Source organism: Shimia sp. Alg240-R146 (genome assembly GCF_947331465.1).
Lineage (GTDB): Bacteria > Pseudomonadota > Alphaproteobacteria > Rhodobacterales > Rhodobacteraceae > Shimia.
Genome location: NZ_CAMZOK010000003.1, coordinates 564,588 through 587,861, shown reverse-complemented (window position 1 = coordinate 587,861; position 23,274 = coordinate 564,588). Strand labels below are relative to the sequence as shown.

Annotated in this window: 24 protein-coding genes and 1 pseudogene; 15 read left to right on the top strand and 10 right to left on the bottom strand. The window is 58.4% G+C overall.

Features of this window, described 5'->3' with window-relative positions:
- Nucleotides 1–25 precede the first annotated feature (25 nt).
- Nucleotides 26–679, top strand: coding sequence for a GntR family transcriptional regulator (locus tag PG871_RS18480; RefSeq protein WP_270732131.1), 654 nt, complete (start codon nt 26–28; stop codon nt 677–679).
- 148 nt (nt 680–827) lie between these two features.
- Here PG871_RS18480 and PG871_RS18475 read toward each other — a convergent pair whose 3' ends face one another.
- Nucleotides 828–2,153 carry an MFS transporter gene (locus PG871_RS18475; RefSeq protein ID WP_270732128.1) on the bottom strand — a complete coding sequence of 442 codons (1,326 nt, stop codon included), beginning with the start codon at nt 2,151–2,153 and terminating at the stop codon, nt 828–830.
- Between the two features lie 166 nt (nt 2,154–2,319).
- On the opposite strand from PG871_RS18475, the gene PG871_RS18470 reads away from it, so the two are divergent.
- The gene (locus PG871_RS18470; protein ID WP_270732125.1) at nt 2,320–4,242 is read left to right on the top strand and encodes a DUF3604 domain-containing protein; all 1,923 of its coding nucleotides are present in this window, start codon (nt 2,320–2,322) and stop codon (nt 4,240–4,242) included.
- Nucleotides 4,243–4,359: 117 nt separating this feature from the next.
- Here PG871_RS18470 and PG871_RS18465 read toward each other — a convergent pair whose 3' ends face one another.
- A complete protein-coding gene (locus PG871_RS18465) occupies nt 4,360–5,322 on the bottom strand; it encodes an acetyl-CoA carboxylase carboxyltransferase subunit alpha (RefSeq protein ID WP_270732123.1) in 963 nt (320 codons plus the stop codon).
- 158 nt (nt 5,323–5,480) lie between these two features.
- On the opposite strand from PG871_RS18465, the gene PG871_RS18460 reads away from it, so the two are divergent.
- Nucleotides 5,481–6,332: an AraC family transcriptional regulator gene (locus tag PG871_RS18460; RefSeq protein ID WP_270732121.1), complete on the top strand. Its 852-nt coding sequence runs from the start codon at nt 5,481–5,483 to the stop codon at nt 6,330–6,332.
- Nucleotides 6,329–6,961 carry a GyrI-like domain-containing protein gene (locus PG871_RS18455; RefSeq protein ID WP_270732119.1) on the top strand — a complete coding sequence of 211 codons (633 nt, stop codon included), beginning with the start codon at nt 6,329–6,331 and terminating at the stop codon, nt 6,959–6,961. The genes PG871_RS18460 and PG871_RS18455 overlap by 4 nt, the downstream gene beginning before the upstream one ends.
- Here PG871_RS18455 and PG871_RS18450 read toward each other — a convergent pair.
- A complete protein-coding gene (locus PG871_RS18450) occupies nt 6,937–7,533 on the bottom strand; it encodes a LysE family translocator (RefSeq protein WP_270732117.1) in 597 nt (198 codons plus the stop codon). The genes PG871_RS18455 and PG871_RS18450 overlap by 25 nt on opposite strands.
- 72 nt (nt 7,534–7,605) lie before the next feature.
- Between PG871_RS18450 and PG871_RS18445 the strand changes: the two genes are divergently transcribed.
- Complete coding sequence (locus PG871_RS18445) at nt 7,606–8,058, top strand: Lrp/AsnC family transcriptional regulator (RefSeq protein ID WP_270732115.1); 453 nt, start codon at nt 7,606–7,608, stop codon at nt 8,056–8,058.
- Nucleotides 8,059–8,285: 227 nt separating this feature from the next.
- On the opposite strand, the pseudogene PG871_RS18440 reads toward PG871_RS18445, so the two are convergent.
- The 3 genes and pseudogenes from PG871_RS18440 to PG871_RS18430 form a co-directional block, all read right to left on the bottom strand.
- Nucleotides 8,286–8,423 (bottom strand): annotated as a pseudogene (locus tag PG871_RS18440) (CoA ester lyase); the annotation flags it as partial.
- A gap of 3 nt (nt 8,424–8,426) precedes the next feature.
- Nucleotides 8,427–9,137 carry a hypothetical protein gene (locus PG871_RS18435; RefSeq protein WP_270732113.1) on the bottom strand — a complete coding sequence of 237 codons (711 nt, stop codon included), beginning with the start codon at nt 9,135–9,137 and terminating at the stop codon, nt 8,427–8,429.
- Between the two features lie 369 nt (nt 9,138–9,506).
- Nucleotides 9,507–10,466 (bottom strand): L-malyl-CoA/beta-methylmalyl-CoA lyase, encoded by a 960-nt coding sequence (locus tag PG871_RS18430; RefSeq protein ID WP_270732111.1) that lies wholly within the window; start codon nt 10,464–10,466, stop codon nt 9,507–9,509.
- A gap of 296 nt (nt 10,467–10,762) precedes the next feature.
- On the opposite strand from PG871_RS18430, the gene dgcN reads away from it, so the two are divergent.
- From dgcN to PG871_RS18410, 4 genes are all read left to right on the top strand, one after another.
- Nucleotides 10,763–11,764 carry an N-acetyltransferase DgcN gene (gene dgcN, locus PG871_RS18425; RefSeq protein WP_270732109.1) on the top strand — a complete coding sequence of 334 codons (1,002 nt, stop codon included), beginning with the start codon at nt 10,763–10,765 and terminating at the stop codon, nt 11,762–11,764.
- 87 nt (nt 11,765–11,851) lie between these two features.
- Nucleotides 11,852–12,814, top strand: a complete 963-nt coding sequence (dgcA, locus tag PG871_RS18420; protein WP_270732107.1) for an N-acetyl-D-Glu racemase DgcA — start codon at nt 11,852–11,854, stop codon at nt 12,812–12,814.
- Between the two features lie 18 nt (nt 12,815–12,832).
- Nucleotides 12,833–13,465: a cysteine hydrolase gene (locus PG871_RS18415; protein ID WP_270732103.1), complete on the top strand. Its 633-nt coding sequence runs from the start codon at nt 12,833–12,835 to the stop codon at nt 13,463–13,465.
- Between the two features lie 42 nt (nt 13,466–13,507).
- Entirely contained in the window at nt 13,508–14,368 is an 861-nt protein-coding gene (locus tag PG871_RS18410) for a D-amino-acid transaminase (RefSeq protein ID WP_270732100.1), read from the top strand.
- 95 nt (nt 14,369–14,463) lie between these two features.
- Here the strand turns inward: PG871_RS18410 and PG871_RS18405 are convergent, their stop codons facing one another.
- From PG871_RS18405 to PG871_RS18390, 4 genes are all read right to left on the bottom strand, one after another.
- Nucleotides 14,464–16,125 carry a calcium-binding protein gene (locus PG871_RS18405; protein ID WP_270732098.1) on the bottom strand — a complete coding sequence of 554 codons (1,662 nt, stop codon included), beginning with the start codon at nt 16,123–16,125 and terminating at the stop codon, nt 14,464–14,466.
- Between the two features lie 111 nt (nt 16,126–16,236).
- Nucleotides 16,237–16,551 (bottom strand): DUF1244 domain-containing protein, encoded by a 315-nt coding sequence (locus PG871_RS18400; protein WP_270732095.1) that lies wholly within the window; start codon nt 16,549–16,551, stop codon nt 16,237–16,239.
- A gap of 63 nt (nt 16,552–16,614) precedes the next feature.
- Nucleotides 16,615–16,854, bottom strand: coding sequence for a DUF6868 family protein (locus PG871_RS18395; protein WP_270732091.1), 240 nt, complete (start codon nt 16,852–16,854; stop codon nt 16,615–16,617).
- 84 nt (nt 16,855–16,938) lie between these two features.
- Nucleotides 16,939–17,682, bottom strand: coding sequence for an N-formylglutamate amidohydrolase (locus tag PG871_RS18390; protein ID WP_270732088.1), 744 nt, complete (start codon nt 17,680–17,682; stop codon nt 16,939–16,941).
- Nucleotides 17,683–17,843: 161 nt separating this feature from the next.
- Here PG871_RS18390 and pyk point away from each other — a divergent pair, with 161 nt between their 5' ends.
- The 6 genes from pyk to PG871_RS18360 all read left to right on the top strand — a co-directional run bounded on the left by pyk (nt 17,844) and on the right by PG871_RS18360 (nt 23,271).
- Nucleotides 17,844–19,289, top strand: coding sequence for a pyruvate kinase (gene pyk / locus PG871_RS18385; RefSeq protein WP_270732085.1), 1,446 nt, complete (start codon nt 17,844–17,846; stop codon nt 19,287–19,289).
- A 37-nt stretch (nt 19,290–19,326) separates the two neighbouring features.
- Nucleotides 19,327–19,554: a hypothetical protein gene (locus tag PG871_RS18380; protein ID WP_054000658.1), complete on the top strand. Its 228-nt coding sequence runs from the start codon at nt 19,327–19,329 to the stop codon at nt 19,552–19,554.
- Nucleotides 19,555–19,694: 140 nt separating this feature from the next.
- On the top strand, nt 19,695–19,895 hold the full coding sequence (rpmI, locus tag PG871_RS18375; RefSeq protein WP_054000659.1) for a 50S ribosomal protein L35: 201 nt from the start codon (nt 19,695–19,697) through the stop codon (nt 19,893–19,895).
- Between the two features lie 14 nt (nt 19,896–19,909).
- Nucleotides 19,910–20,275: a 50S ribosomal protein L20 gene (rplT, locus tag PG871_RS18370; protein WP_054000660.1), complete on the top strand. Its 366-nt coding sequence runs from the start codon at nt 19,910–19,912 to the stop codon at nt 20,273–20,275.
- 317 nt (nt 20,276–20,592) lie between these two features.
- Entirely contained in the window at nt 20,593–21,654 is a 1,062-nt protein-coding gene (locus PG871_RS18365) for a Hint domain-containing protein (RefSeq protein ID WP_270732076.1), read from the top strand.
- Nucleotides 21,655–21,852: 198 nt separating this feature from the next.
- On the top strand, nt 21,853–23,271 hold the full coding sequence (locus PG871_RS18360) for an alanine/glycine:cation symporter family protein (RefSeq protein WP_270732073.1): 1,419 nt from the start codon (nt 21,853–21,855) through the stop codon (nt 23,269–23,271).
- The last annotated feature ends 3 nt before the right edge of the window (nt 23,272–23,274 follow it).

Here is a 23,274-nt window from a genome sequence, read left to right as displayed (position 1 = left end):
CGCCATTTGTGATCACAATTGACCAATGATCCCCTCAAGCCGTGCCCAGCAAGACGTTTCCACCTCTGCACATGACCGTGTTTATCGCGCGTTGCGGGCACGTATTATGTATGGCGAGTTGGCGCCGGGGGAGGCACTGACGTTGCGCGGGATTGGCAAGGAATTTGACGTGTCGATGACCCCGGCACGAGAGTCGGTGCGGCGGCTGGTGGCCGAGGGCGCGCTGTTTTTGTCGACCTCCGGACGGGTGTCCACGCCTGAATTGAGCAATGAACGATTGGAAGAGTTGGCGGCACTGCGCGCATTGATCGAAGTGGAGCTTGCGAGCCGCGCTCTGCCGCGTGCGCATATGGCCTTGATTGAGCGGCTGGTGAGCATCAACAACACGGTCTCTGAGGCGGTCGCGCAGCGTGACGCAGTTGGGTATATCCGTGCTAATCTGGAGTTTCATCGCACGCTTTATCTGCGGGCGCAGGCGCCGGCGATGTTGGCGATGACGGAAACGGTCTGGCTGCAACTGGGGCCGACGATGCGGGCACTTTACGGGCGTTTGCGCCGGACGGATCCACCGACTCAGCATAGGTTAATCATTGCCGCGTTGAAGGCCGGAGATGAGCCGGGATTGCGGCTTGCGGTGCGTTCTGATGTGACGCAGGGCCTGCGTTTGCTGGCCAGCTGAGGCCGCGTTTACTTTTTCAAAAAATGCCAAAATCGGGGTTCGGCATCGCGGCGGTATCACGTCGGTATCGCGACGGTGCGGATTTTGAGCGCCGTGTTTGTGAACGCAACGCGCGGCGGTGCAACGGTTGCGCGCCGAGCGACTGGCGTTAAGGGCGAGTCGGCCATGTATGGTGATTGTCGTCGATCACAAAGGCATGGCTGTGACTTTCGCGTCCGTATTTCAGCACATGGGGGTGGTCGTCCGGCAGGTCGGGGTGGTCGTGTTCCACCTCGTCGGGTGTGGCACGCCACAGGAGGCGGCCGCAAAGGGCGGCACCGGTCGCGAGGGCTCCGAGTATCAGCAAAGCGCCGTCCATGCCGATCTGAGCGCCGCTCCAGCCTGCGAGGGGATAGGCAATGAGCCAGCACGCGTGGCTGAGGGCGAAATGGGCGGTGAACACTGCGGGGCGATCGTCGGCATTTGCAGAGCGTTTCAAGAGCCGGCCTGAGGGTGTCAGTACCGCCGAATAGAGACCGCCAGTGAGCGCCCAGAGGCCAAGGAACATCGGCCACGGAAGCGGGCCGGACAGCGCATAGATCGCGCCGTGCAGCAAGGTGAGGCAGGCAAGTGCAAGGGCGGCTGGTCCCATAACGCGACGGTCAGAAATGGTGTCGAGCAGGCGAGGCAAAAGAAGCGCTGCGGTCATGCTACCTGCGCCGAAGCACCCCATCGCGATGGCGAGGCCGGTTTCCCCCAGCCCGTAGGTGTCACGGACCACAACCACGGAGTTCACCAACACAAAGGCCACAGCGGCGGCGGCCGAGAGGTTGAATGACAGTAGTCCGCGCAGACGGGGCGTGGCGAGGTAGATCCAACTCCCACGGGTTATGCGTTTGAGAAAAGGGCGCTGTGTGTTGTCGGTGCGAGGAGGCAAGTGCGTTTGCCAGATCAGCAGGGTCGAAAGCAGAAAGCCAAGCGCGGTGCCGACAAAGAGGCCGCTGTAGCTGATCAGCAGGAGCAGGACGCCAGCGAGCGCGGGGGAGAGCAGGTTTTCCAAATCATAGGCGAGGCGGGAGAGCGACAGCGCGCGGGTATATTGCGCCTCGTCGGGCAGAACGTCGGGGATGGTGGCCTGAAATGTGGGGGTGAAGGTGGCGGAGGCGGCTTGCAGCACAAAGATCAGCGCGTAAATCTGTGCGACACTGTCGACAAACGGCAGGCACAGCGCGACAGCAAGGCGCACCAGATCGGCGGCGATCAGCACGGAGCGACGCGGCAGGCGGGCGACCAGCGCGCCCATGACGGGGGAGAGGCCCACGTAGGCCACCATCTTGATGGTGTAGGCCACGCCAAGCACCGCACCCGCCTGTGGTCCTGCGAGGTCGTACGCCAAAAGCCCAAGCGCGATGGTCAGGAGGCCGGTGCCGATAAGGGCAACGATCTGAGCCGCAAAGAGGCGGGAAAAGGTCGGATGTTTGAGGATCGTCAGCATGGGGACAGAGTAGCGGACACAGGGTGGGCTTCAAGCGGGGATTGGGAAGGCGTTGGGGCAGCTTTGGGGGCGGAGCGGTGATGCAAAAATTGATAGCGTCGTGCAGTTCGGCTGGTTAGGATCGCCATATTCGGAAAACAAGTTGAACCAAAAAGGAATACTGCTCGTGCGGATTACTTACCTTTTTGCGTGCATGACCATGCTTTCGGGTGGTGCATCCCTAGCGCAAGTTTCTCCCCCTGACGCCAGCGATGCGTTTTTGAAGGGGCGACCGTATTCACCTTATGCGGATCGTGCCTATCCCGAGCGCGTGTTTTTTGGGGATACGCACGTACACACCGGCCTATCAGCAGATGCAGGTGGCGGCGGAACACGCCTAATGCCTCGCGATGCTTATCGGTTTGCGCGTGGGGAGCAAGTCACCTCGAATACCGGGCAGCCAGTAAAGCTGTTTCGTCCCTTTGATTTTTACATGATCACTGACCATTCCGACGCGATGGGAGCAATCACGGACATTATTTCCGGGGCCCCTAACATTCTGGCTGACCCGCAAGGGCGTGAGTTTCACAACGCCTTCAATGCAGGTGGGGAAGAAGCCCTTCGTGCAATGCAGCAACTCATTGCAGGTTTTGCCCAAGGCACAATCTCGCCTGCGCTCAATTACCAGCCTGGCAATTCGGCATTCGGAACGGCTTGGGAGAAGATCATTGATGCAGCGGAAGAGTTCAACGACCCTGGTGTCTTTACCACCTTCATCGCATTTGAGTGGACCTCGCTCGTTGAAGGCAACAACCTGCATCGCAATGTGATTTTGCGCGACGGTGCGGAGACCGCACGCCAGATACTGCCTTATACGACCACCCCACCGGTGGGCTCACCAAATCCGCGCGATCTTTATGCTTGGTTGCAGAATTTTGAAGACACAACGGGCGGGGACGCATTTGCGATTGCCCACAATGGCAACCTCTCTAATGGATGGGTGTTTTCGCTGGTTGATGACTTTGCCGAAGGCGGGCCACCTCTGGATCGCGAATATGCTGAAGCCCGTGCGAAGTGGGAGCCGCTCTATGAATGGTCACAGATCAAAGGAGATGGTGAAGCACACCCGTTTTTGTCGACGGAAGATGAATTTGCCGACTACGAGACTTGGGACTTTGGAAACCTTGATGCCAGCGTGCGAAAAGACCCCGAGATGCTTGCCGGTGAATATGCGCGGTCAGGTCTTCTGCGTGGTCTCGCCCTGCAATCTGAACTCGGCGTCAACCCGTTCAAGTTCGGGGCAAGCGCTGCGACGGATTCACACACGGGCCTGTCTGCCGTGGCTGAGGACAATTTCTTTGGCAAACATACGGCTTATGAACCTAGCTCAGAGCGTGCCAGCCATATTGGCAAAACACTTTCGGATGGTGATGTCGCGTATTACGGGTGGGGATACAACGCAGCCGGTTTGACCGCCGTGTGGGCGCAAGAAAACACCCGAACATCAATATTTGACGCCATGGAACGTCGCGAAGCCTATGCCACAACAGGTCCGCGAATGACTGTTCGTTTCTTCGGTGGAGACTACGCAGAAGATGCGATTGCGCGGCGGGATCTTGCACGCGTGGGCTATAGCGGCGGCGTGCCAATGGGCGCAGACCTGTCCGTTGCCCAAGGTGAAGCGCCGGATTTTTTGGTCTACTCTTTGCGTGACCCTGTTGGCGCAAACCTCGACCGAGTGCAGATAATCAAGGGTTGGGTAGACGCAGAAACTGGGGATGTGATGGAGAAAGTCTACGATGTGGCTTGGGGCGGAGACCGCAGCCCGGACGACAACGGAAAACTCCCAGCTGTCGGAAGCACGGTGGATTTAACCATACCAACTTGGACCAACACAATTGGGGCATCGGAGCTGGGGGCGGTTTGGACAGACCCGGATTTCGATCCCGCTGAACCGGCTTTCTACTATGCGCGGGTGATCGAAATACCGACGCCACGATGGACTGCCTATGACGCCGTCAAATTTGGTGTCGAGATGGGTTCAGATGTACCGATGACAACTCAGGAACGCGCGTATTCGTCGCCCATCTGGTACTCTCCCAACAACTGAGAATGAACCGCTCGGGGCTGCGTACGCTGGGGGCTCAGAACAGGCATCTCCTGCTCTCGGAAACCAAAAAAGCCGCCCCGAAAGGGACGGCCTGTTTTGCGTTGCGTTGAGCGTCGCTTAGGCTGCGAGGCCTTTTTTGCCCACATCGAGGAACTTTTTGCGGCGATCCGCAATCAGCTGTTTGCGGTCTTTCTTGCTCAGCTCCTTGAGCATTGCGGTGATTGCCGCCTTCACGCTGTCGATCGCAGCTTCGGCGTCGCGATGTGCGCCACCTTTGGGTTCTTCGATGATGCGGTCCGCCACGCCCAGTTTCTTGAGATCCTGCGCGGTCAGGCGCAGGGCTTCGGCAGCTTCGCGCATTTTCTCGGCGTCTTTCCACAAGATAGACGCACAGCCTTCGGGTGAGATCACCGAATAGACGGAATGTTCCAGCATCGCGACGCGGTTGGCGGTGGCGAATGCCACGGCGCCGCCGGAGCCGCCTTCGCCGATGATCACCGACACCAGCGGCACGCCGATGTTCAGGCAGGCCTCGGTCGAACGCGCGATGGCCTCGGACTGGCCGCGTTCTTCCGCCCCTTTTCCGGGGTAGGCGCCGGTGGTGTCCACCAGCGAGATCACCGGCAGATTGAAACGGTCGGCCATGTCCAAAAGGCGCACGGCTTTGCGATAGCCCTCGGGGCGCGCCATGCCAAAGTTATGGGCAATGCGGGATTTGGTGTCGTGGCCTTTTTCATGGCCGATCACCATCACCGGTTGGTCATTAAAACGCGCAAGGCCACCCGTAACCGCGAGGTCGTCGGCAAAGTTGCGATCCCCTGCGAGCGGTGTGAATTCGGTGAAGAGCGCCTTGACATAGTCGCGGGTGTGCGGCCGTTCGGGGTGGCGGGCGACTTGGCATTTGCGCCAAGGCGTGAGGTCTTTGTAAAGCTCGTCAAGCAGGTCGGCTGCTTTGCGATCAAGTGCCGCGGCTTCGTCAGCCACGTCCATTTCTTCGTTTGTCCGCGCCAGTGCGCGCAACTCTTCGGCTTTGCCTTCAATCTCCGCGAGGGGTTTTTCGAAGTCGAGATAATTGGTCATCGCATCCTCTTTGGCGGTCTTGCCCTGTGCCCGCTATATGACGCTGACCTGACGGAATTGCAACGTCTGTGGCAGTGTGCCCGCCGCTGGCAAATTCAGCAAGATTTGTGCGTTGGGGCTGTGGCAGAGTGGTGGCGAGAGCGAAAACGGAGCGGTCTGTGGCCAATTATGAAAAGCGGTTGATACGGGTGCTGCGCTATATCCATGATAATCCGGCGAGCGACATGTCGCTGGATCGGCTGGCCGATGAGGCCGCAATGAGCCGGTTTCACTGGCATCGGGTGTTTCATGCCATGACCGGCGAAACCTGTGCGCAAGCCGTGCGGCGGGTGCGGCTGCACAAAGCGGCATGCCTGCTTTTGTTGGAAGACACGCGGCCGGAAGAAATTTCGCGGGCTGTGGGATACGACAATCCGCGCAGCTTCGGACGGGCATTTGCCAGCCAATACGGCGCAAGTCCCGCGCAGTTCAGAAAACAGGGCGTACACGTTGCGCCGCTGATGACACGCAAACAGGGAGAAGGTCCAATGTTTCCAGTCACGATCAGAGACGAGGCGCCGCGGGTGATTGCGGGCGTGGTGCACAAGGGGGCCTATAGCCAGATTGGCGCCGCGTTTGAGGCGTTCTTTGCCACCTGCCAGAAAAACAACCTGTGGCCGCGGATTGGCAATCCGGTGGGGATCTATTTCGACAACCCCGAGGCCGCGCCAGAGGCGGATTTGCGGTCAATGGCTGGCGCGGAGCTGCGGCTGGACGATGTGCCGGAGGGGCTTGAGGGCTATGCAGTTGCCGGTGGTCGGTATGCGGTTTTGACACTGCGGGGGCCTTACGAGTTGATTCCGCAGGCTTATGAGGCGTTGTTTGGCAAATGGCTGCCGGAGTCCGGTGAGATGCCCGGTGATGCGCCGTGTTTTGAGATGTACCTTAACAACCCGATGGAAACGCCGCGCGAAGATCTGCTGACAGAGATTTGCCTGCCGCTTGCAGACAGAGCAGAGGCAACGGCATGAGCGGGAAGCTGGATTTCAAGAAGGCGGACAAGCCGTATTACAGCGGCAAGGTCGGTCGCTGGGATCGCGTTGTGTTTCCCAAGCTTCAGTTTTTGAGCATCACCGGACAGGGCGATCCTGGCGGACCGGTCTATGCCCGCGCTCTTGGGGCGCTTTATCCGTTGGCCTATGGTATCAAGTTTGCTCAGAAGGCGCAGGACGCGGATTTTGTGGTGCCGCCGCTGGAGGCGCTGTGGTGGGCGGATGATCCCGGCAGTTTTGTGCGGGCCGAGCGCGATGCATGGCGCTGGAGCGCGATGATCCGGATACCGGAGGCTGTGACGAAGACCGATTTGGACACTGCGCGTGAGGCGGCGCAGGTGAAGCTGGCCAAGAAGGGCGCGGAAACCTCGGCGCTGGCGGAGGTGTCCCTAAAGACGCTGGAGGAAGGCGATTGTTTTCAGACGCTGCATGTCGGGCCATATTCAGACGAGGCGCCGGTGCTGGCGCATCTGCATGATGTTGTGATGCCTGAGGCAGGGATGACGTTTAACGGTCACCACCACGAGATTTACCTTGGCGATCCCCGCCGTGTGGCGCCAGAAAAGCTGCGCACGATTTTGCGTCAGCCGGTGACAAGCACTGGATAAAGCGAGACCACCAGCAGGGCTGCCATGGTCCAGTTGAAGGTGGTCAGGCGGGTTGGCGATGTCAGCAGACGGCGCATTTGCTGTCCCAAGACGGTCCAGCTGCTGACGCAGGGCAGGTTGATGGCGCCAAACACCGCGGCGACAGACAGAACGGCCCACAAGCTGCGATCGGGCGCATAAAGCGTTACCGCCGTGAGCGCCATGGTCCATGCTTTGGGATTGACCCATTGGAACAGCGCGGCCTGAAGAAACGTCATCGGCGTGCCGCTTTTGCTGCCGTTTTGCGGTGCGCCTGCGTGGGCGATTTTCCACGCCAGCCATAGCAGGTAGGCCACCGAGGCGATCTTCAGGATGGTGTGCAGCACAGGGACATAGTCAAACAGTTGCATCAGGCCGACGCCCACCAGCACAACCATCACCACAAAGCCAACGCCGATGCCCAGCATGTGGGGAATAGAGCGGGCAAAGCCAAAATTGGCACCTGAGGCCATAAGCATCAGATTGTTTGGCCCCGGCGTGATCGAGGACACAAAGGCAAATAAGGTGAGGGCGGCGAGGATGTCGTAAGTCATGGGCGCAGTTTGAGGCATTATGGGCGCTTGCGGGTTGCGTATTTGTGCGCATGTCATCTATTTTTGCAATTAATGGCGGATCTTGATCACATTGACGAACATATATTGCGCGAGTTGAGCCGCGATGGGCGGATCAGCAATCTGGCGCTGGCAGACAAGGTTGGGCTGTCGCCGTCAGCCTGTTTGCGCAGGGTGGCTGCGTTGGAGAAGACCGGCGTGATCTCAGGCTATCGCGCGGTGCTGAACCGTGCCGCTTTGGGCACGGGATTCGTGGCTTACGTCACGGTGGGGCTCAATCAACACACCAAACACGCGCAGGAGGCTTTTGAGCGGGCCATGGCGCAGGCACCTGAGGTGCGGGAGTGCCACAATATCACCGGTCAGGTAGAATACCTGCTGCGCGTGGAAGCGGCGGATCTGCCATCCTACAAACGCTTTCACACCGAGGTTTTGGGCACAGTGGAGCAGGTACATGCGATCACCAGTTATGTGGTGATGGGCTCGCCCAAGGATGAGCGGGCCTAAGGAGATTGAGCCCGGAGTCAAGGCCGTAGGTCGCCGGGCCAGCGCCGGACTGGTCCCATGGGCCGGCGCTTTTTCTTAAGATGTGCGAAACGGGAACGTCTGGCGACAAGTGGCAGAGATAAAGTGCCAAGCCGGTGGGGTGTTGCGCCGTCCCCGGTCCGGCGCTGGCCCTTGTGCAAAAAAGGGGACCGTGGAGACACCTTTTTGTCATCGGTGTCTTTGGGTGTTTAGCCCGCGGCGATCAGCTCGGCTTGGGCGACGACCACTTCGGCCTGCTTAATAGACGCGATATCGACAAGGCGGCTTTTGTAGACCGTGGCGCCTTCGCCGTTGGCCTTGGTCTGTTTCATGGCGGCGAGGATTTCGCTTTAGAGGTTATTGACGCAATTGGTGAAAGCTTTCGACGCCATGATTTCGCTCACCGACAATCCTAGTACGTCGTACTTCACGACGCAAACAAGTTGTCCGAAAGTATCGATCCCGGATGGTGAAAGCGCATCGCCGAAGTACCCATAAAACAGATTTGCAGCTGTCTCTCCCCTAAGCCATGACTGATCAATTTCTTGCGCGTGCAAAACAATTAATTGGTGAAGCGAATACGCCTCGTACAAATTCTTCTTTTCCGCATCGTCAATAGACGCAGCGGCTGCAAGCCCCAAAACAAGAAAACCGGGATCTCCCGCCTCCATAGGTCCAATATTGTATTCTTCTTTCAAGCTTAAATAGCGTTTGTAGATTACAAAATAATCTTCGACGACGACTTCGCCAGGATGCAGAACTATCAGATTTAAATCCCTGCCGATGCCGTAAAAGAAAAAATCATCTGCGTCAGTACAAGGAACGAAACTGTCCCAGTTCTGGATTTCACCGGACGCATTAATGAAATCCTTTGCAGAAACGCAATTAGAAGAAGGCCCATTTTCATCGTCGCTCACATCGTGCAGCAGGCGTTCCTCAACAGCGCGCGAAACGATATCCACACCAATTTCCAACTCCCACGCAGCTCGATGCAAATCAACGCCTTGCAAAGACATTCCCCAAGCCGAAAAAGCCAATACTAGTATCTGCAATGCACCCACTCGATTTCCTCCACGCCCAATGTCTCTTTTCGCCCAGTAATTGCGTTCACTGGATATATCGCAACCTGAAATTATCAAAATGTTTCTTAATCATCGGCCTCGAACAGGATCGGTTGGAGCTTCGACCCAAAGTATGGCCAGTTTCCGGTATGGTTTAAGCCACTTCCTGCTCACAGCGGGCAAAGTCTGAGGAGCCACGGCGTCCGAACCGAGGGGCTGGAAGCGTAGCGCCCGCCCCGTGGAGGCGTTTCACCTCTCGGTAGCTTGCAGCGCAAGCCCCTGCCGGTCAACGGGGCGCTGCCAAAGCTTTGCTTTGGCATAAAGAAAGGGGCCATGGAGGCCCCTTTTGTCGTCATCATTTGTGAGCACTCAGCTCGCCGCGATCAGTTCAGCCTGCGCCACAATCACCTCGGCCTGCTTAATAGACGCGATATCGACAAGGCGGCCTTTGTAAACCGTGGCGCCTTCACCGTTGGCTTTGGCCTGCTCCATCGCCGCGAGAATTTCGCGGGCTTCGTTGACCGCTTCCTCGGACGGGGTGAAGACCTCATTGGCCAGCGCGATCTGTTTGGGGTGGATGGCCCATTTGCCGACCATGCCCAAAGTGGCCGAGCGTTTGGCCTGTGCGATGTAGCCTTCGTCGTCTGAGAAGTCGCCAAACGGGCCGTCAACCGGCAGCACACCGTGGGTACGACAGGCGGCGACGATGGCGGCTTGCGCCCAGTGCCACGGATCGGACCAGTGTTTCTCACCTTCGCGGACCATGTAGTAGTTTTCCTGCGTGCCACCGATGCCGGTGGTTTGCATGCCCATAGAGGCCGCGAAGTCGGCAGCACCCAGGCTCATGGCCTCAAGGCGGGGGGAGGCGGCGGCGATGGCTTCGACGTGGGCGATGCCGGCGGCGGATTCGATGATGACCTCAAAGGCGATGCGTTTGCTGCGGCCCTTGGCGGCCTCAATGGCGGTCACGAGGGCGTCGACGGCGTAGATGTCTTCGGCACAGCCCACCTTGGGGATCATGATCTGGTCAAGACGCTCGCCGGCCTGTTCCAGCAGATCGACCACGTCGCGGTACCAGTAAGGCGTGTCCAGACCGTTGATGCGCACGGACAGGGTTTTCTTGCCCCAATCGATGGTGTTGATGGCTTCAATGGCGTTGGCGCGGGCAATGTCTTTGTCCGAAGGCGCAACGGAATCTTCGAGGTCGATGTTGATCACATCAGCCGCAGAGACGGCCATCTTGGCAAAGAGCTTGGTGTTGGACGCGGGGCCAAACAGTTGGCAGCGGTTGGGGCGGGCCGGAGCGGCGGGTTGGATGCGGAAGCTCATGTCAGGTCTCTCGGTAAGGAAATTACGTCTGGCTTGCGTGAAGTGTTAGGAAGTTGCGCTGGTGATCGCAAGGCAATTTTCGCGCCTGCGGCATAATACGCTGCGTTGCGGCGGGGTTTCGGGAGATTCGGAGGGTTTCATAAAGATTGCGGGAGAAAATCCCGATTGGGGATGAAATAATCGAAGAATCTTCGACCCAGTGTGGATTTGGCAGGAGGTTCACAAGGAATTTGCGCGATGCGTGGGCAAATATAGGTCAACAAGATTGACTTGGGGATGACTGAAAGGATCGCGCGATGATCAAAACACCGTATCTTTTGTTTCTGGGCGATGCGCCGGATCAGCTGGCCGCCAAGGTGGCGATTGGCATCAAGGACTGGCGTCCGGAAAACGCTGTGGGGCAGTTCCGGATGGACGGCTGTAAGGCCGATCTCGGGCTGACCGACATGAGCCTTGTTGAAGCGCGTGAAGCGGGCGCCAAGACGCTGGTGATTGGCGTGGCCAACCGCGGTGGCGTGATTTCCAAAGAATGGAAAAAGGTGCTGGTTATGGCACTGGAAGAGGGCTTTGATCTGGCCTCTGGCCTGCACAACCTGCTGCGCGAGGAGCCGGACTTGGTGGCTGTGGCCGAGGCGACAGGGCGTGAGTTGCACGATGTGCGCATTCCCGAGGTTGAGTATCCGATTGCCAACGGCAAGACGCGCACAGGCAAGCGGGTGCTGGCCGTGGGGACGGATTGCTCGGTTGGCAAGATGTACACGGCGCTTTGCATGGATGCGGAGATGCGCAAGCGCGGCATGAAGTCGTCGTTCCGCGCCACAGGTCAAACCGGCATTCTGATCACCGGAGATGGCGTGCCGCTGGATGCAGTGATTGCGGATTTCATGGCGGGTTCGGTGGAATACCTGACGCCTGACAATGACGCGGATCACTGGGACCACATCGAGGGGCAGGGCAGCTTGTTCCATGTGTCGTATTCCGGTGTGACGATGGCGCTTATTCATGGCGGGCAACCGGACGCGCTTGTTCTGGCGCATGAGCCGACACGCACGCACATGCGCGGCTTGCCAGAATACGATTTGCCGTCGTTGCAAGCGCTGCGCGATATGGCTTTGCCCTTGGCGAAGGTGGCCAATCCTGGGTGTCAGGTGATTGGCGTGTCAGTGAACACCCAGAACATGGGTGAGGATGAGGCCAAAGCTTATTTGGCGCAGGTCGAAGCAGACATGGGCTTGCCCGCAACCGATCCGTTCCGGTTTGGGGCAGCCAAGCTGGTGGATGCGCTTGCGGCGGTGTAAAGCAATCAAGGGGGCTTTGCCCCCTCGGTCCGGCCGTGCCGGACCTTACCCTCAGGGTATTTAGGGCCAGAAAGAAGGAGCGGGCGCATGCAGATCACCGTTGAGAGAGATGTGTTCAAGCTGGCGCAGGTGTTCACCATTTCGCGCGGTTCGCGGACCGAGGCGAAGGTTTTGACCGTGAAAGTTGAGGATGAGGGGCATGTCGGTTGGGGTGAATGCGTGCCCTATGCGCGCTATGGCGAGACGTTAGAAAACGTTACGGACTTGATCGAAAGTGTCAAAGGCCCAGTCACAAGGGCCGGGCTGTATACCCTGCCTGCAGGCGCTGCGCGCAATGCGCTGGATTGTGCGCTTTGGGATCTGGAGTGCAAGAAAGCCGGAAAGCGGGCGTGGGAGCTTGCTGGGTTGCCTGCACCAAAGCCCGAAGTTACCGCATATACACTGTCGTTGGCGGAGCCTGCCGAGATGCAGGCGCAAGCGGCCAAAAACGCGTTTCGCCCTTTGTTGAAGATCAAGTTGGGCACGCCGGATGACATGGCACGGCTTGAGGCGGTGCGCGCCGGTGCGCCAAAGTCGACGATCATTGTGGATGCCAATGAGGGGTGGTCTGCCGAGGTTTATGCCGATCTTGCACCGCATCTGGTGCGGCTTGGCGTGGCGCTTGTGGAGCAGCCGTTGCCTGCGGGAGATGACGATGCCTTGATCGGGATGGAGCGGCCGGTGCCAGTTTGTGCTGATGAGAGCGCGCATGATTGTTCGACGTTGTCCAAGCTGAAGGGCAAGTACGATGTGGTGAATATCAAGCTCGACAAAACAGGCGGGCTGACTGAGGCGCTCAAACTGCGTGAAGCGGCTTTAGCCGAGGGCTACAAGGTCATGGTCGGCTGTATGGTTGGCAGTTCGTTGGCGATGGCGCCCGCGACGCTGGTGGCGCAGGGGGCAATGGTCACAGATCTGGATGGGCCGCTTTTGTTGGCGGAAGATCGCGACACGCCTTTGGTGTTTGACGACATGGGAGTACATCCTCCGAGTGCAGCCCTTTGGGGTTAAATTTTTGGGGAGACGGATATGGCCAACGCAGCAGCAAACAAACGCGAGCTGATTGAGGGGCGCGCAGCGCTGATTGTGATCGACATTCAGGCCAGCACGTTTCGCGACTTCAGCGAAGTGCGATCGATTGACAATATGCCGGGCTATGCCGATCGGATGTTGGCAGCACGCACCGCGATTGATGCGGCGCGCGCCAGCGATATTCCGGTGATTTTTATCCAAGAGGTACACCGTCCCGATCTGGTGGATTTTGGCCGCGAACTGGACGGGCAAGAAGACGTGCATTGTCTTGAGGACAACCCCAACACCGCGTTGGCAGTGGAGCAGATGGGGGTTTTGCCAACGGACTATGTGGTGCCGAAACGGCGGTATTCAGCGTTCTTTGGGACTGATTTTGAGATTCTGTTGAAGGGGCTCAAGGTCGACACGTTGCTGATGGTTGGCGGGCTGACAGATGTTTGCGTGCACTACACATTCGTCGACGGGCATCAGCACGATTATTTTTGCCGTGTGATCGAGGACTGTGTTGGTGGGTCAAGTGAGACCGCCCATGAGGCGTCGCTGGTGGCGATGGAATATCTACAGACCGGCGCGCGGCGCGGGTTGGATGAAACTGTTGCGGCAATGAAAGCCGTTGCGAAATCCGTGTGAATACCGCACATCAAGGGCAATTGAGACAGGAAGGATGATCAGATGAGCCGCACCGTTTATGTCAATGGCGAGTACCTGCCGGAAGAAGACGCCAAGATTTCGATTTTCGACAGGGGCTTCCTGATGGCGGACGCGGTCTATGAGGTGACGTCTGTGCTGGACGGTAAGCTGATTGATTTCGAAGGTCACGCAGTGCGCCTGAAACGCTCGCTTGATGAATTGGAGATGGCAGAGCCATGCACCAAAGACGAGTTGTTGGCGATCCATCGCAAGCTGGTCGCGGACAACGGCATCGTTGAGGGGCTGGTGTATCTGCAGGTCACACGCGGCAGCGATGGCGACCGGGACTTTGTGTTCCCGTCTGAGGACACACCGCCGTCGATTGTGTTGTTCACGCAGAACAAGCCGGGTCTGGCGGACAGCCCTGCGGCCAAGAAGGGTGCAAAGATCATTTCGATTGAGGACATCCGTTGGGGTCGACGTGACATCAAGACGGTGCAGCTGCTCTATCCGTCGATGGGCAAGATGATGGCCAAGAAAGCGGGCTGCGATGATGCGTGGCTGGTTGAGGATGGCCATGTGACCGAGGGCACGTCCAACAACGCCTATTTCGTCAAAGACGGTGTGATCGTGACGCGGCCTTTGTCCAACGACATCCTGCACGGGATCACCCGCAAGGCTGTGTTGCGCATGGCGGCTGAGGCGCAGCTCAAGATCGAGGAGCGGCTGTTCACCATTGAAGAAGCGCAGGGTGCGGATGAGGCGTTTACCACCTCGGCCAGTGCGTTTGTTATGCCGGTGGTGGAGATCGACGGTGTGGCGCTGGGCGAAGGCACTCCGGGGCCGATTGCGACGCGTCTGCGCGAGATCTATCTGGATGAGAGCCTGAAAGCGGCGATCTAAAGCTTTGTGAAAACGCAAAAAAGGCGAGGTGTTCCCCGCCTTTTTTGTTTGAGTTTGCCAAACGCTGCCGCGTGCTGCGCAGGGTCGCGGGTCTGTCAGTAGCTGAAGGCGATTGACAGGGCGGCAACGTCCTCAGCGGTCATGCCTTCAAGAACAAGCACCGTCTCAGCAGGAACCGCTACGGGGCCTGAGCCGCTGTCTTCGGTGCCCCAGATATCGATGGTGGCAATGCCAGTGGCCGCATCAAAGCTGACGGACCAATCCATGTTGTCCACTGCCGCATCGCTGGAAATTGCGATGGTGATGGCTTCGTTTTCAGCGTCCAGATCGGTGATGGTCACCGCGTCATATCCTGCGCCGAAATCAAAGCCGACACCAAATTCATCATGACCTTCTCCGCCGACAAGCGTGTCGCCGTTGTCACCCACCACAACGTCGTTGCCGTAGCCGCCGCTGACCCAGTCTGCCTCGGCATCAAAGACATCAACGTCAGCACCGGATACCGTGTCGTCGCCCAAGCCGCCATAGAGCGTGTCAGCGCCCTCGGCGTCCTGCAGCCAGTCATCGCCCTGACCGCCGCGCACAAGATCATCGCCGCCTTCGTTAGTGGTGGTTGCGCCGTCATAGCCGTAGAAGTCGTTGCCGTCGCCGCCGACCACAGTGTCGTCGCCTTCGCCGCCGGAAATGGTGTCGTTGCCATCGCCGGCAACCAAGCGGTCATCGTCTTCGCCGCCGTCAACGCTGTCGTTGCCGTCGCCTGCGGTGATCACGTCGTCACCAGCGCCGCCAGAGAGTGTGTCGTCACCAGCACCGCCATGCACAGTTTCATCGGCATCTGTGCCGGTGTGTGTATCGGCGCCATCTGTGAGAGCCACTTCAGTGGTTTCGGGCGCAGTGCCGGATTCCACCTCGGAAAGATCGTCGGCAAACAGGAGGTTGAGGGCAGCCACGCTGGCCGCGTCCATGTTCTCCAAAATCAGAACGGTTTCGGGAGGCAGGGCGACAGGGCCGCTGCCGGTGTCTTCGTTGCCCCAAATGTCGATGGTGGCGATGCCGGTGGCCTCGTCAAGGCTGACGGACCATTCCAGCGAACCGGGAACGATGTCACCGGTGACCGCGAGGGTCAGGGCCTCGGTGGTGGATTCAAAATCGGTGATGGTCACCGCATCAAAGCCCTGGCCAAATTCAAAGCCGATGCCAAAGGTGTCCACGCCTTCGCCGCCGTTGATGGTGTCGCCATTGTCACCAAGAATTACGTCGTCGCCATAGCCGCCGCCCAGCAGGTCGGCCTCGTCATCCAGCACGCCGGATTGCGCGCCGATCAACGTGTCTTCGTTCAGGCCACCCAAAAGCGTGTCGGCGCCTGTGACGTCAAAGAGCCAGTCATTGCCGCTGCCGCCACGCACGGTGTCGTTGCCGGACTCGTCCACGCCGTCACCGCCGTATATGTCGCTGCCGCCACCCAGGGCGATGCGGTCATCATCAGCGCCGCCGGAGACAGAGTCGTTGCCGCCGCCCGAGAGGATCCAATCGTTGCCACCGCCGCCGTTGATGGTGTCGTTTGCATCACCGCCCGAAAGCGTGTCGTCGGCGGTGGTGCCGTCAATCAGTACGGACACATCGGCAATAGGAAGATCTTCCGGATCGGGATCCGGGGCGTCTGTATCGGTTGCGGACGAAATCTCATCTTCAGCTTCGAGCGTCGAAATCAAGACGCTTCCGCCGACCACTGTTGCAAGTGCCAATAAGCCAATCATTTTCTGCCCCTAAAGCCTGAAATTAGGGGCAGACCTACCGGCCAAATTTACCGAAAATTGGAGCTAAATTGGAAACAATTGCGGCAAATGTGGCTGCAATGTGTTGGCTGATTAGTCTTTTCCGCCGACGTTTTCTTTGAAAGCGACCTCAAATTCGACCTGCTTTTGTGGGCTGGCGTCGGTTTGATAGGTGGATTTCCATTCGTCCATTGTCATGCCGTAGAAAATCTCACGGGCTTGGTTTTTGTCCATCTCGATACCGCGCGCGTTTGCGGCCTCTTGATACCAACGCGACAGGCAATTGCGGCAAAACCCGGCGAGGTTCATCATGTCGATGTTTTGCACATCGGTGCGCTTGTCCATCAGATGCTCGCGCAGAGTGCGGAAGGCGGCGGCTTCGAGTTCGATCTGGGTTTGCTTGTCCATGGGGTCCTCCTGCGACTGGCTTGGCTTAGGCCTAGCAATCCGTCGGCGCGGGGGCAAGCGGCGTCACATGATCTTGAGCGCGAGCCACGGTACGAGGGCGAAAACAAAGATCAGAAGTTTGTAGAAGGCGAGCCAGTTATAGAAGGTCTGGCGTGCGGCCTCTTGTTTGAGGCCGAACATGCGGGCGTGAAGCCCTGTGGCCCAGTCGCCGAGCGCGTAGATTACCACGGCGGCGAAGATCAGAACCGCGAAATGGATTACGGTCATCCAGCCGAAGAAAGCAGTAAGAGTGGCGATTGTCATGAGTGATCTCCTTTCCAAAGGGTCACCAAATATATGGGTATTTGACCTTGTGTTGGCAAGAAAGACGACATTGATTTTGCAGGATTATAAGCCGCTTTCCGCCAGCGCTTCGGTCAGAATTGGCGCAAGGCGTTCCGCCCATGCTGCTTGCCCTTCGGGCGTTTCGATTTCGTCGTTGCGCAGCTCGACAAGCGTGTTCAGGCGGCCTTGGCGCAGGGCGTGTTGGTCGATGCTGTCACCTGGCAGATGGCCGTCATAAGGCACGTTTTCGCCAACGGTCAGGTCGGTCTCGCGGCGCAGGCGGGCCAGCAGGGCGTGGCTGAAGTCTTGAAAGGTGCGCGAATAGAGGATGCCGATTTCCCACGGGCGCGGGGCGCGGCCGTTGAGTTTGGGGGAAAAGCTGTGCATGGCGACAACGATTACGTTGTCCCGCGCGGCTGCAAGGCTTTCCAGCGCCTCATGATAGGGGCGATAAAGAGTGTCGACGCGGCGGGCGATTTCGGGGTCGTCCACATGACGATTGGCGGGAATGATGGTGCCGTCATACAGGCGCATGACCAAGGTCGGATCATCCATGCCGCGGTTGGGGTCAATCACCAGACGGGAAAAGTTGGAGCAGATCACCGGCGCGTCCAGCAGCTCTCCGAGGCGTTGCGAGGTGCCTTTGATGCCAACGTCAAACGCGATGTGGCGGGACATGTTGTCCGCACCAATGCCGAGATCGCCGCCATTGATATCGGCGGGCACGGAATTGGAGGCATGATCACAGGTGATCAGCCAGCGGGCGGGACGGTCTGCGCCGTAGATGGAGAAAGATGTGTTTGTCATGGGCCTGTCATTGGTTTGATACACATCTAATCCAGTTCAATTCGAAAGGAAATCCGGCCGCTGAATGTTGCTTTTGTTAGCGTTAACAAGTATCGGGGTCGGCAAGAGCGATGTAGCAGGGTCACCTAAGGGTAAGACGCCAGTTCGGGGATGATGACATTATGAGACGACTGAGAAACGTAAAGATCGTGGCGACGCTGGGCCCAGCGTCGGAAACCTATGACATGATCCGTGGATTGCACGAGGCCGGGGCGGACGTTTTCCGTCTGAACATGAGTCACGGCAGTCATGACGAAATCCGCGAAAAGCACCGTATTATCCGGCAGGTCGAAAAAGACCTGCAAAGCCCGATTGCCATTCTGGCGGACCTTCAGGGGCCGAAGTTGCGTGTTGGCGTGTTTGCCAACGGTGAGGAAGAGCTGGTTGAAGGCGCGAAGTTCCGGCTTGATCTGGACGAAGCCGAGGGCGACATCACGCGCGTGTGCTTGCCCCACCCCGAAATTTTTGCCGCGCTGGAGGCGGGATCGAACCTTCTGGTCAACGACGGGAAGATCCGTTTGAAAGTGGACGCTTGCGGGGACGATTATGCGGACTGCAGCGTGACAATTGGCGGGACGATTTCCAACCGCAAAGGCGTGAACGTTCCCGACGTGGTATTGCCGCTGGCGGCGTTGTCGGAAAAGGACCGTGACGACCTGGAGTTTGTGTGCGGTCTTGGCGTTGATTGGCTGGCGTTGTCGTTTGTGCAGCGCCCAGAAGATGTCGAAGAAGCGCGCGGGCTGGCGCAGGGGCGGGCGGCGATCCTGTCCAAGATTGAAAAACCTGCCGCAGTCGAAAGCTTTGGCGAAATCCTGAAGGCCAGCGACGGCATCATGGTGGCGCGCGGTGATCTGGGTGTGGAACTGCCGGTCAGTGCGGTGCCGCCGATCCAGAAACGTCTGGTGCGCAAATGCCGTCAGGCGGCCAAGCCGGTGATCGTGGCCACACAGATGTTGGAAAGCATGATCGAAAGCCCAATGCCGACCCGAGCCGAGGTGAGCGACGTGGCCACCGCGATCTACGAAGGCGCGGACGCCATTATGTTGTCAGCGGAATCAGCTGCCGGCCAGTATCCGGTCGAAGCAGTGACCACGATGAACGACGTGGCGGTCGAGGTGGAAAGCGACCCGACCTATCGCGAGATCATCGAAGCCAGCCGTAGCGCACCACGCTCGACCGTGGCGGATGCCATCGTGTCAGCCGCGCGGGAAATCGCGGAAACCACCGAAGTGGCCGCGATCTGTTGCTTTAGCCAGTCCGGCACCACAGCATTGTTGATTGCGCGTGAGCGCCCACGGGTGCCGATCATCGCGATGACGTCCCTGCGGGGCACGTCGCGGCGGCTGGCGCTGAGCTGGGGCACGAACTGTGTGATCGTCTCCGATGTGTCGCGGTTCAAAATGGCGGTTGTGGCCTCGGCGCGTGCCGCGCGGGATCTTGGCTACGCCACCAACGATGATCAGATTGTGGTTACAGCGGGTCTTCCGTTCAACGTGCCGGGCACAACAAACATTCTGCGTGTGGCCCCTTGTGAAGAGCGTTTGATTTTCAACATGGAAGAAGAGTAGCGTGTGCCCGGACCAGCCGGGGTAACCATACGATACTATGACCACTGACTATCTGATCGCGATCGGCGCCTTGATCGGGCTGTTTTCCATACCGGCAATGTTGTCTGGCTATGCCGATGAACGGCGCCCGACCAAGGCGATGGCGGCGTTCATTCTGGCGGCATCGATTCTGGCGACCGGGTGGATTCTCGATCCGTCCAGATACTCGATTGCCGAGTTGCCCAATGTGATTGTGCGCGTGATTGCCTATATGATGCATTCCTGACGAACGGGCACTGGAAAAAGCCGCATTAATCGCTTGCAGAGTCAGAAAAGGCGGACTATACGGCGCCTCTATTCGCGCGACCGGCCTGAAAGGCATGCCGAGTCGCGTTTGTCACCGACCGAATACTAAAGGAGACGGAAATGCCTAAGATGAAGACGAAGTCGAGCGCCAAAAAGCGCTTTAAGGTCACTGCGACCGGCAAAGTTTTGGCAGGCCAGGCGGGTAAACGCCACGGCATGATCAAACGCACTCGCAAATTTATTCGTAACGCTCGTGGCACGACTACTCTGTCCGCCCCCGACGCAAAAATCGTCAAGGGCTTCATGCCCTACGATCGCTAAGAGGAGATTGAGATATGTCCCGCGTTAAAGGTGGAACCGTAACCCACGCCCGTCACAAGAAGATCATCAAAGCCGCCAAAGGTTATTATGGTCGTCGCAAAAATACGTTCAAGGTAGCGTCGCAGGCCGTCGATAAGGCGAACCAGTACGCAACACGCGACCGTAAGAATCGTAAGCGTAATTTCCGCGCACTGTGGATCCAGCGTATCAACGCTGCGGTACGTGCGCATGACGAAGCACTGACATACAGCCGCTTCATCAATGGTCTGAACCTGGCCGGCATCGAAGTGGACCGTAAGGTTCTGGCCGATCTGGCCGTGCATGAGCCCGACGCGTTCACCGCGATCGTTGAGCAGGCGCAAGCAGCTCTGGCCGCGTAAGCGACACAGCAGTTCAAGATTTGAAAGGCCGCTCCGGTAATCGGGGCGGCCTTTTTCGTGCGCCGGTATTGGGCGCCCGTGTCGAAAGCTGACAGGGACGGCGGTGAAGTTCACCAACTGAGCCAAACCCTGATTTCAACTCAAAGAAAAGTGACCAGATGCATCACACATATGCGGGGTTGTTTTTGCGGCCAAATAAACCTGATATCCACCCTTTCGCCACAATCCTTTCCTGAAGATTCACCATTCTCGGGCAAAAACGAGCGCTGTGACCGGGTCGGTTGCCGAGGTGATTTGGTTCTGAGTGAGGGTTTTAAATGGCGCGTATCAGCGAGCTGCACTATTCGAATGCCTATGCTGCATCGTCTGGTGTTAACGAGTTTCTGGAGGTTGCTCTAAACGGCAGCGACGACCCCGATGATTTTGTCGTCAGTTTCTACCAAAGTGACGGATCGGTCGGGATCGAAATACCGCTGACGCATCCGGATGTTCAGGTCTCCGTTGATCCGGACAATGGCGAGACCATCTATGTGATTTCTGCGGATGATTTCCCGATTCTGCTGACCGACCCCAATGGCGGCGGCAGCAGCAACTATGAGGCTTATGCTCTGACCAACACCGACACGGGCACGGTGGAGGATTTCTACGATATTGGTGGTGGCACGCAGAACATTCTGGCGCTGGATGGGGCTGCTGCTGGCGCGACCTCGGAAAACCTGCCGGTGCTGGTGGGACCAAATTCCACGACCACAACGTTGCAATTCAACCAGCCTGACCCTGACACGCTGGTGTATGACACGGTGAGCGCCGGTGACACGGGCCTGGCCTGTTTCGTGGCGGGCACGCGAATAAGGACATCGCTGGGCTGCCGTGCGGTTGAGACCCTGTCAGTTGGGGATTTGGTGCATACGCGGGACCATGGGCCGATGCCGGTGCGGTGGATTGGACAGCGTACCGTTGCGGGGCGCGGTGCCTTTGCGCCGGTGCGGTTGGCGCGAGGTGTGTTTGGGGCGAAGCGCGCGCATTACGTGTCGCAGAACCACCGCATCTTGGTGGAAGGCTGGCAGGCTGAACTGTTTTTCGGCGAGCATGAGGTGCTTGTGCCTGCAAAGGCGTTGGTGGATGGCGATCGGGTTGTGCTGCGTCAGATGCCGGAAGTGACGTATTTCCACATCATGTTTGACAGCCACCAAATCGTCGAAGCTGACGGGGTGGCGAGCGAAAGTTTTTATGCAGGCGCGCAGGCGATACGGGATGTGGACCTGGCTGCGCGAGCCGAATTGTTATCGCTGTTTCCGGAACTGGGCGAGTCGGTGTCCGCCTATGGAAAGATGGCGCGGCCGGTGGCCTCGGTACGTGTTGGTGGGCTGTTACAGTGACCTTGGGGAGAATTTCCGCCAATTTGCGCTAATTTACGCCGATTCCTTTGGAGAAGTGACCTAAGGACGGTTCCGGCGGGCTGGTGGGCTTGCGTCTGAGCGCAAAACGGCTAGGTGGAGCGGCAAGGGACGCTGGTTAAGGCATGTTGTCATGCTGGAAAATCATTTTGACTGGCGCTGATTATTAGAGGCCGCGCTATGTCGACGATCACCACTATTATTACCGAGATCAATTCGCTGCTTTGGGACAATGTGCTGATTTATGCACTGTTGGGTCTCGGGCTCTATTTCACCGCCCGTTTGGGCTTTGTGCAATTCCGCAATTTTGGTGAGATGATCCGGCTGGCGCTGAGCTCGGATGACAGCGACAAAGAAGGCATTTCACCGTTTCAGGCGCTGGCGGTCAGTCTGGCGTCGCGCATCGGCACCGGCAATCTGGCTGGTGTTGCCGTGGCCATCAGCCTCGGCGGTCCGGGTGCGATATTCTGGATGTGGGTTGTGGCGCTGTTGGGCATGGGCACGGCCTTTGCCGAAGCGGTGCTGGCGCAGCTTTACAAAACCCACGGGCCGAATGGCACCTATCGCGGCGGGCCTGCGTTTTACATGGCGCGCGGCATGAAAATGCCCAAGCTGGGCTATGTCTTTGCGATTGTGATGATCTTTGCGTTTGGCCTGATTTTCAACGCGGTACAGGGCAATGCCATCGCGGAATCCATGGAGCGGGCGTTTGCGTTCCCCAAGCTTAACACCGGTGTGGTCTTGGCGATCGCTACGGGTTTGGTGATCTTTGGCGGTTTCCGCCAGATCACCCGTGTGGCCAGCATTTTGGTGCCGTTTATGGCGGTGGGTTTCATCGCCGTGACGCTTTGGATCATGGCGGTCAATATCACCGAGGTGCCGCATATCCTGAAAGAGATCGTACTGGGCGCCTTTGGTCTGCAAGAGGCGGTTGGCGGCGTCGCCGGTGGTATGATGGCGGCATTGATCAACGGTGTGATCCGCGGCCTGTTCTCCAGCGAGGCTGGCATGGGCTCCGCGCCCAATATTGCCGCGTCGGCCACGCCTGTGCCGCACCACCCGGCGAGCCAGGGGTATGTTCAGATGCTGGGCGTGTTCGTAGACACCATGCTGGTTTGTACCGCCACGGCGGTGATGATCCTGCTGGCCGATGCGCATCTGATCGAAGGGGTGGAAGGCATTGCCATGACACAGGCCGCCGCGACCCACTTTATGGGGCCGTTTGGCGAATACTTCATTGCGCTGTCGATTCTGCTGTTCGCCTTCACGACAATCATCGCGTGCTACACGTATGCCGAAGCTGCGCTGATTTACATGAAACTGACCAGCTGGATCTGGATGGCGATCCTGCGCCTCGCGGTGATGGGCTTTGTGATCTGGGGCGCGGTGGAAGCCGTTTTGGTGGTCTTCCTGATGGCCGACACCACGATGGGCATTCTTGCGACGCTGAACCTGTTTGCGCTGGCGATGATGTCTGGCGTGGTGATCAAGCTTGGACGCGATTACCGCGCGCAACGTGCGGCGGGCGAAACCCCGACATTCCACATTGCTGATCACCCGGATATGGCGGATGGGGTCGAGGCCGACATCTGGAAATAAGCC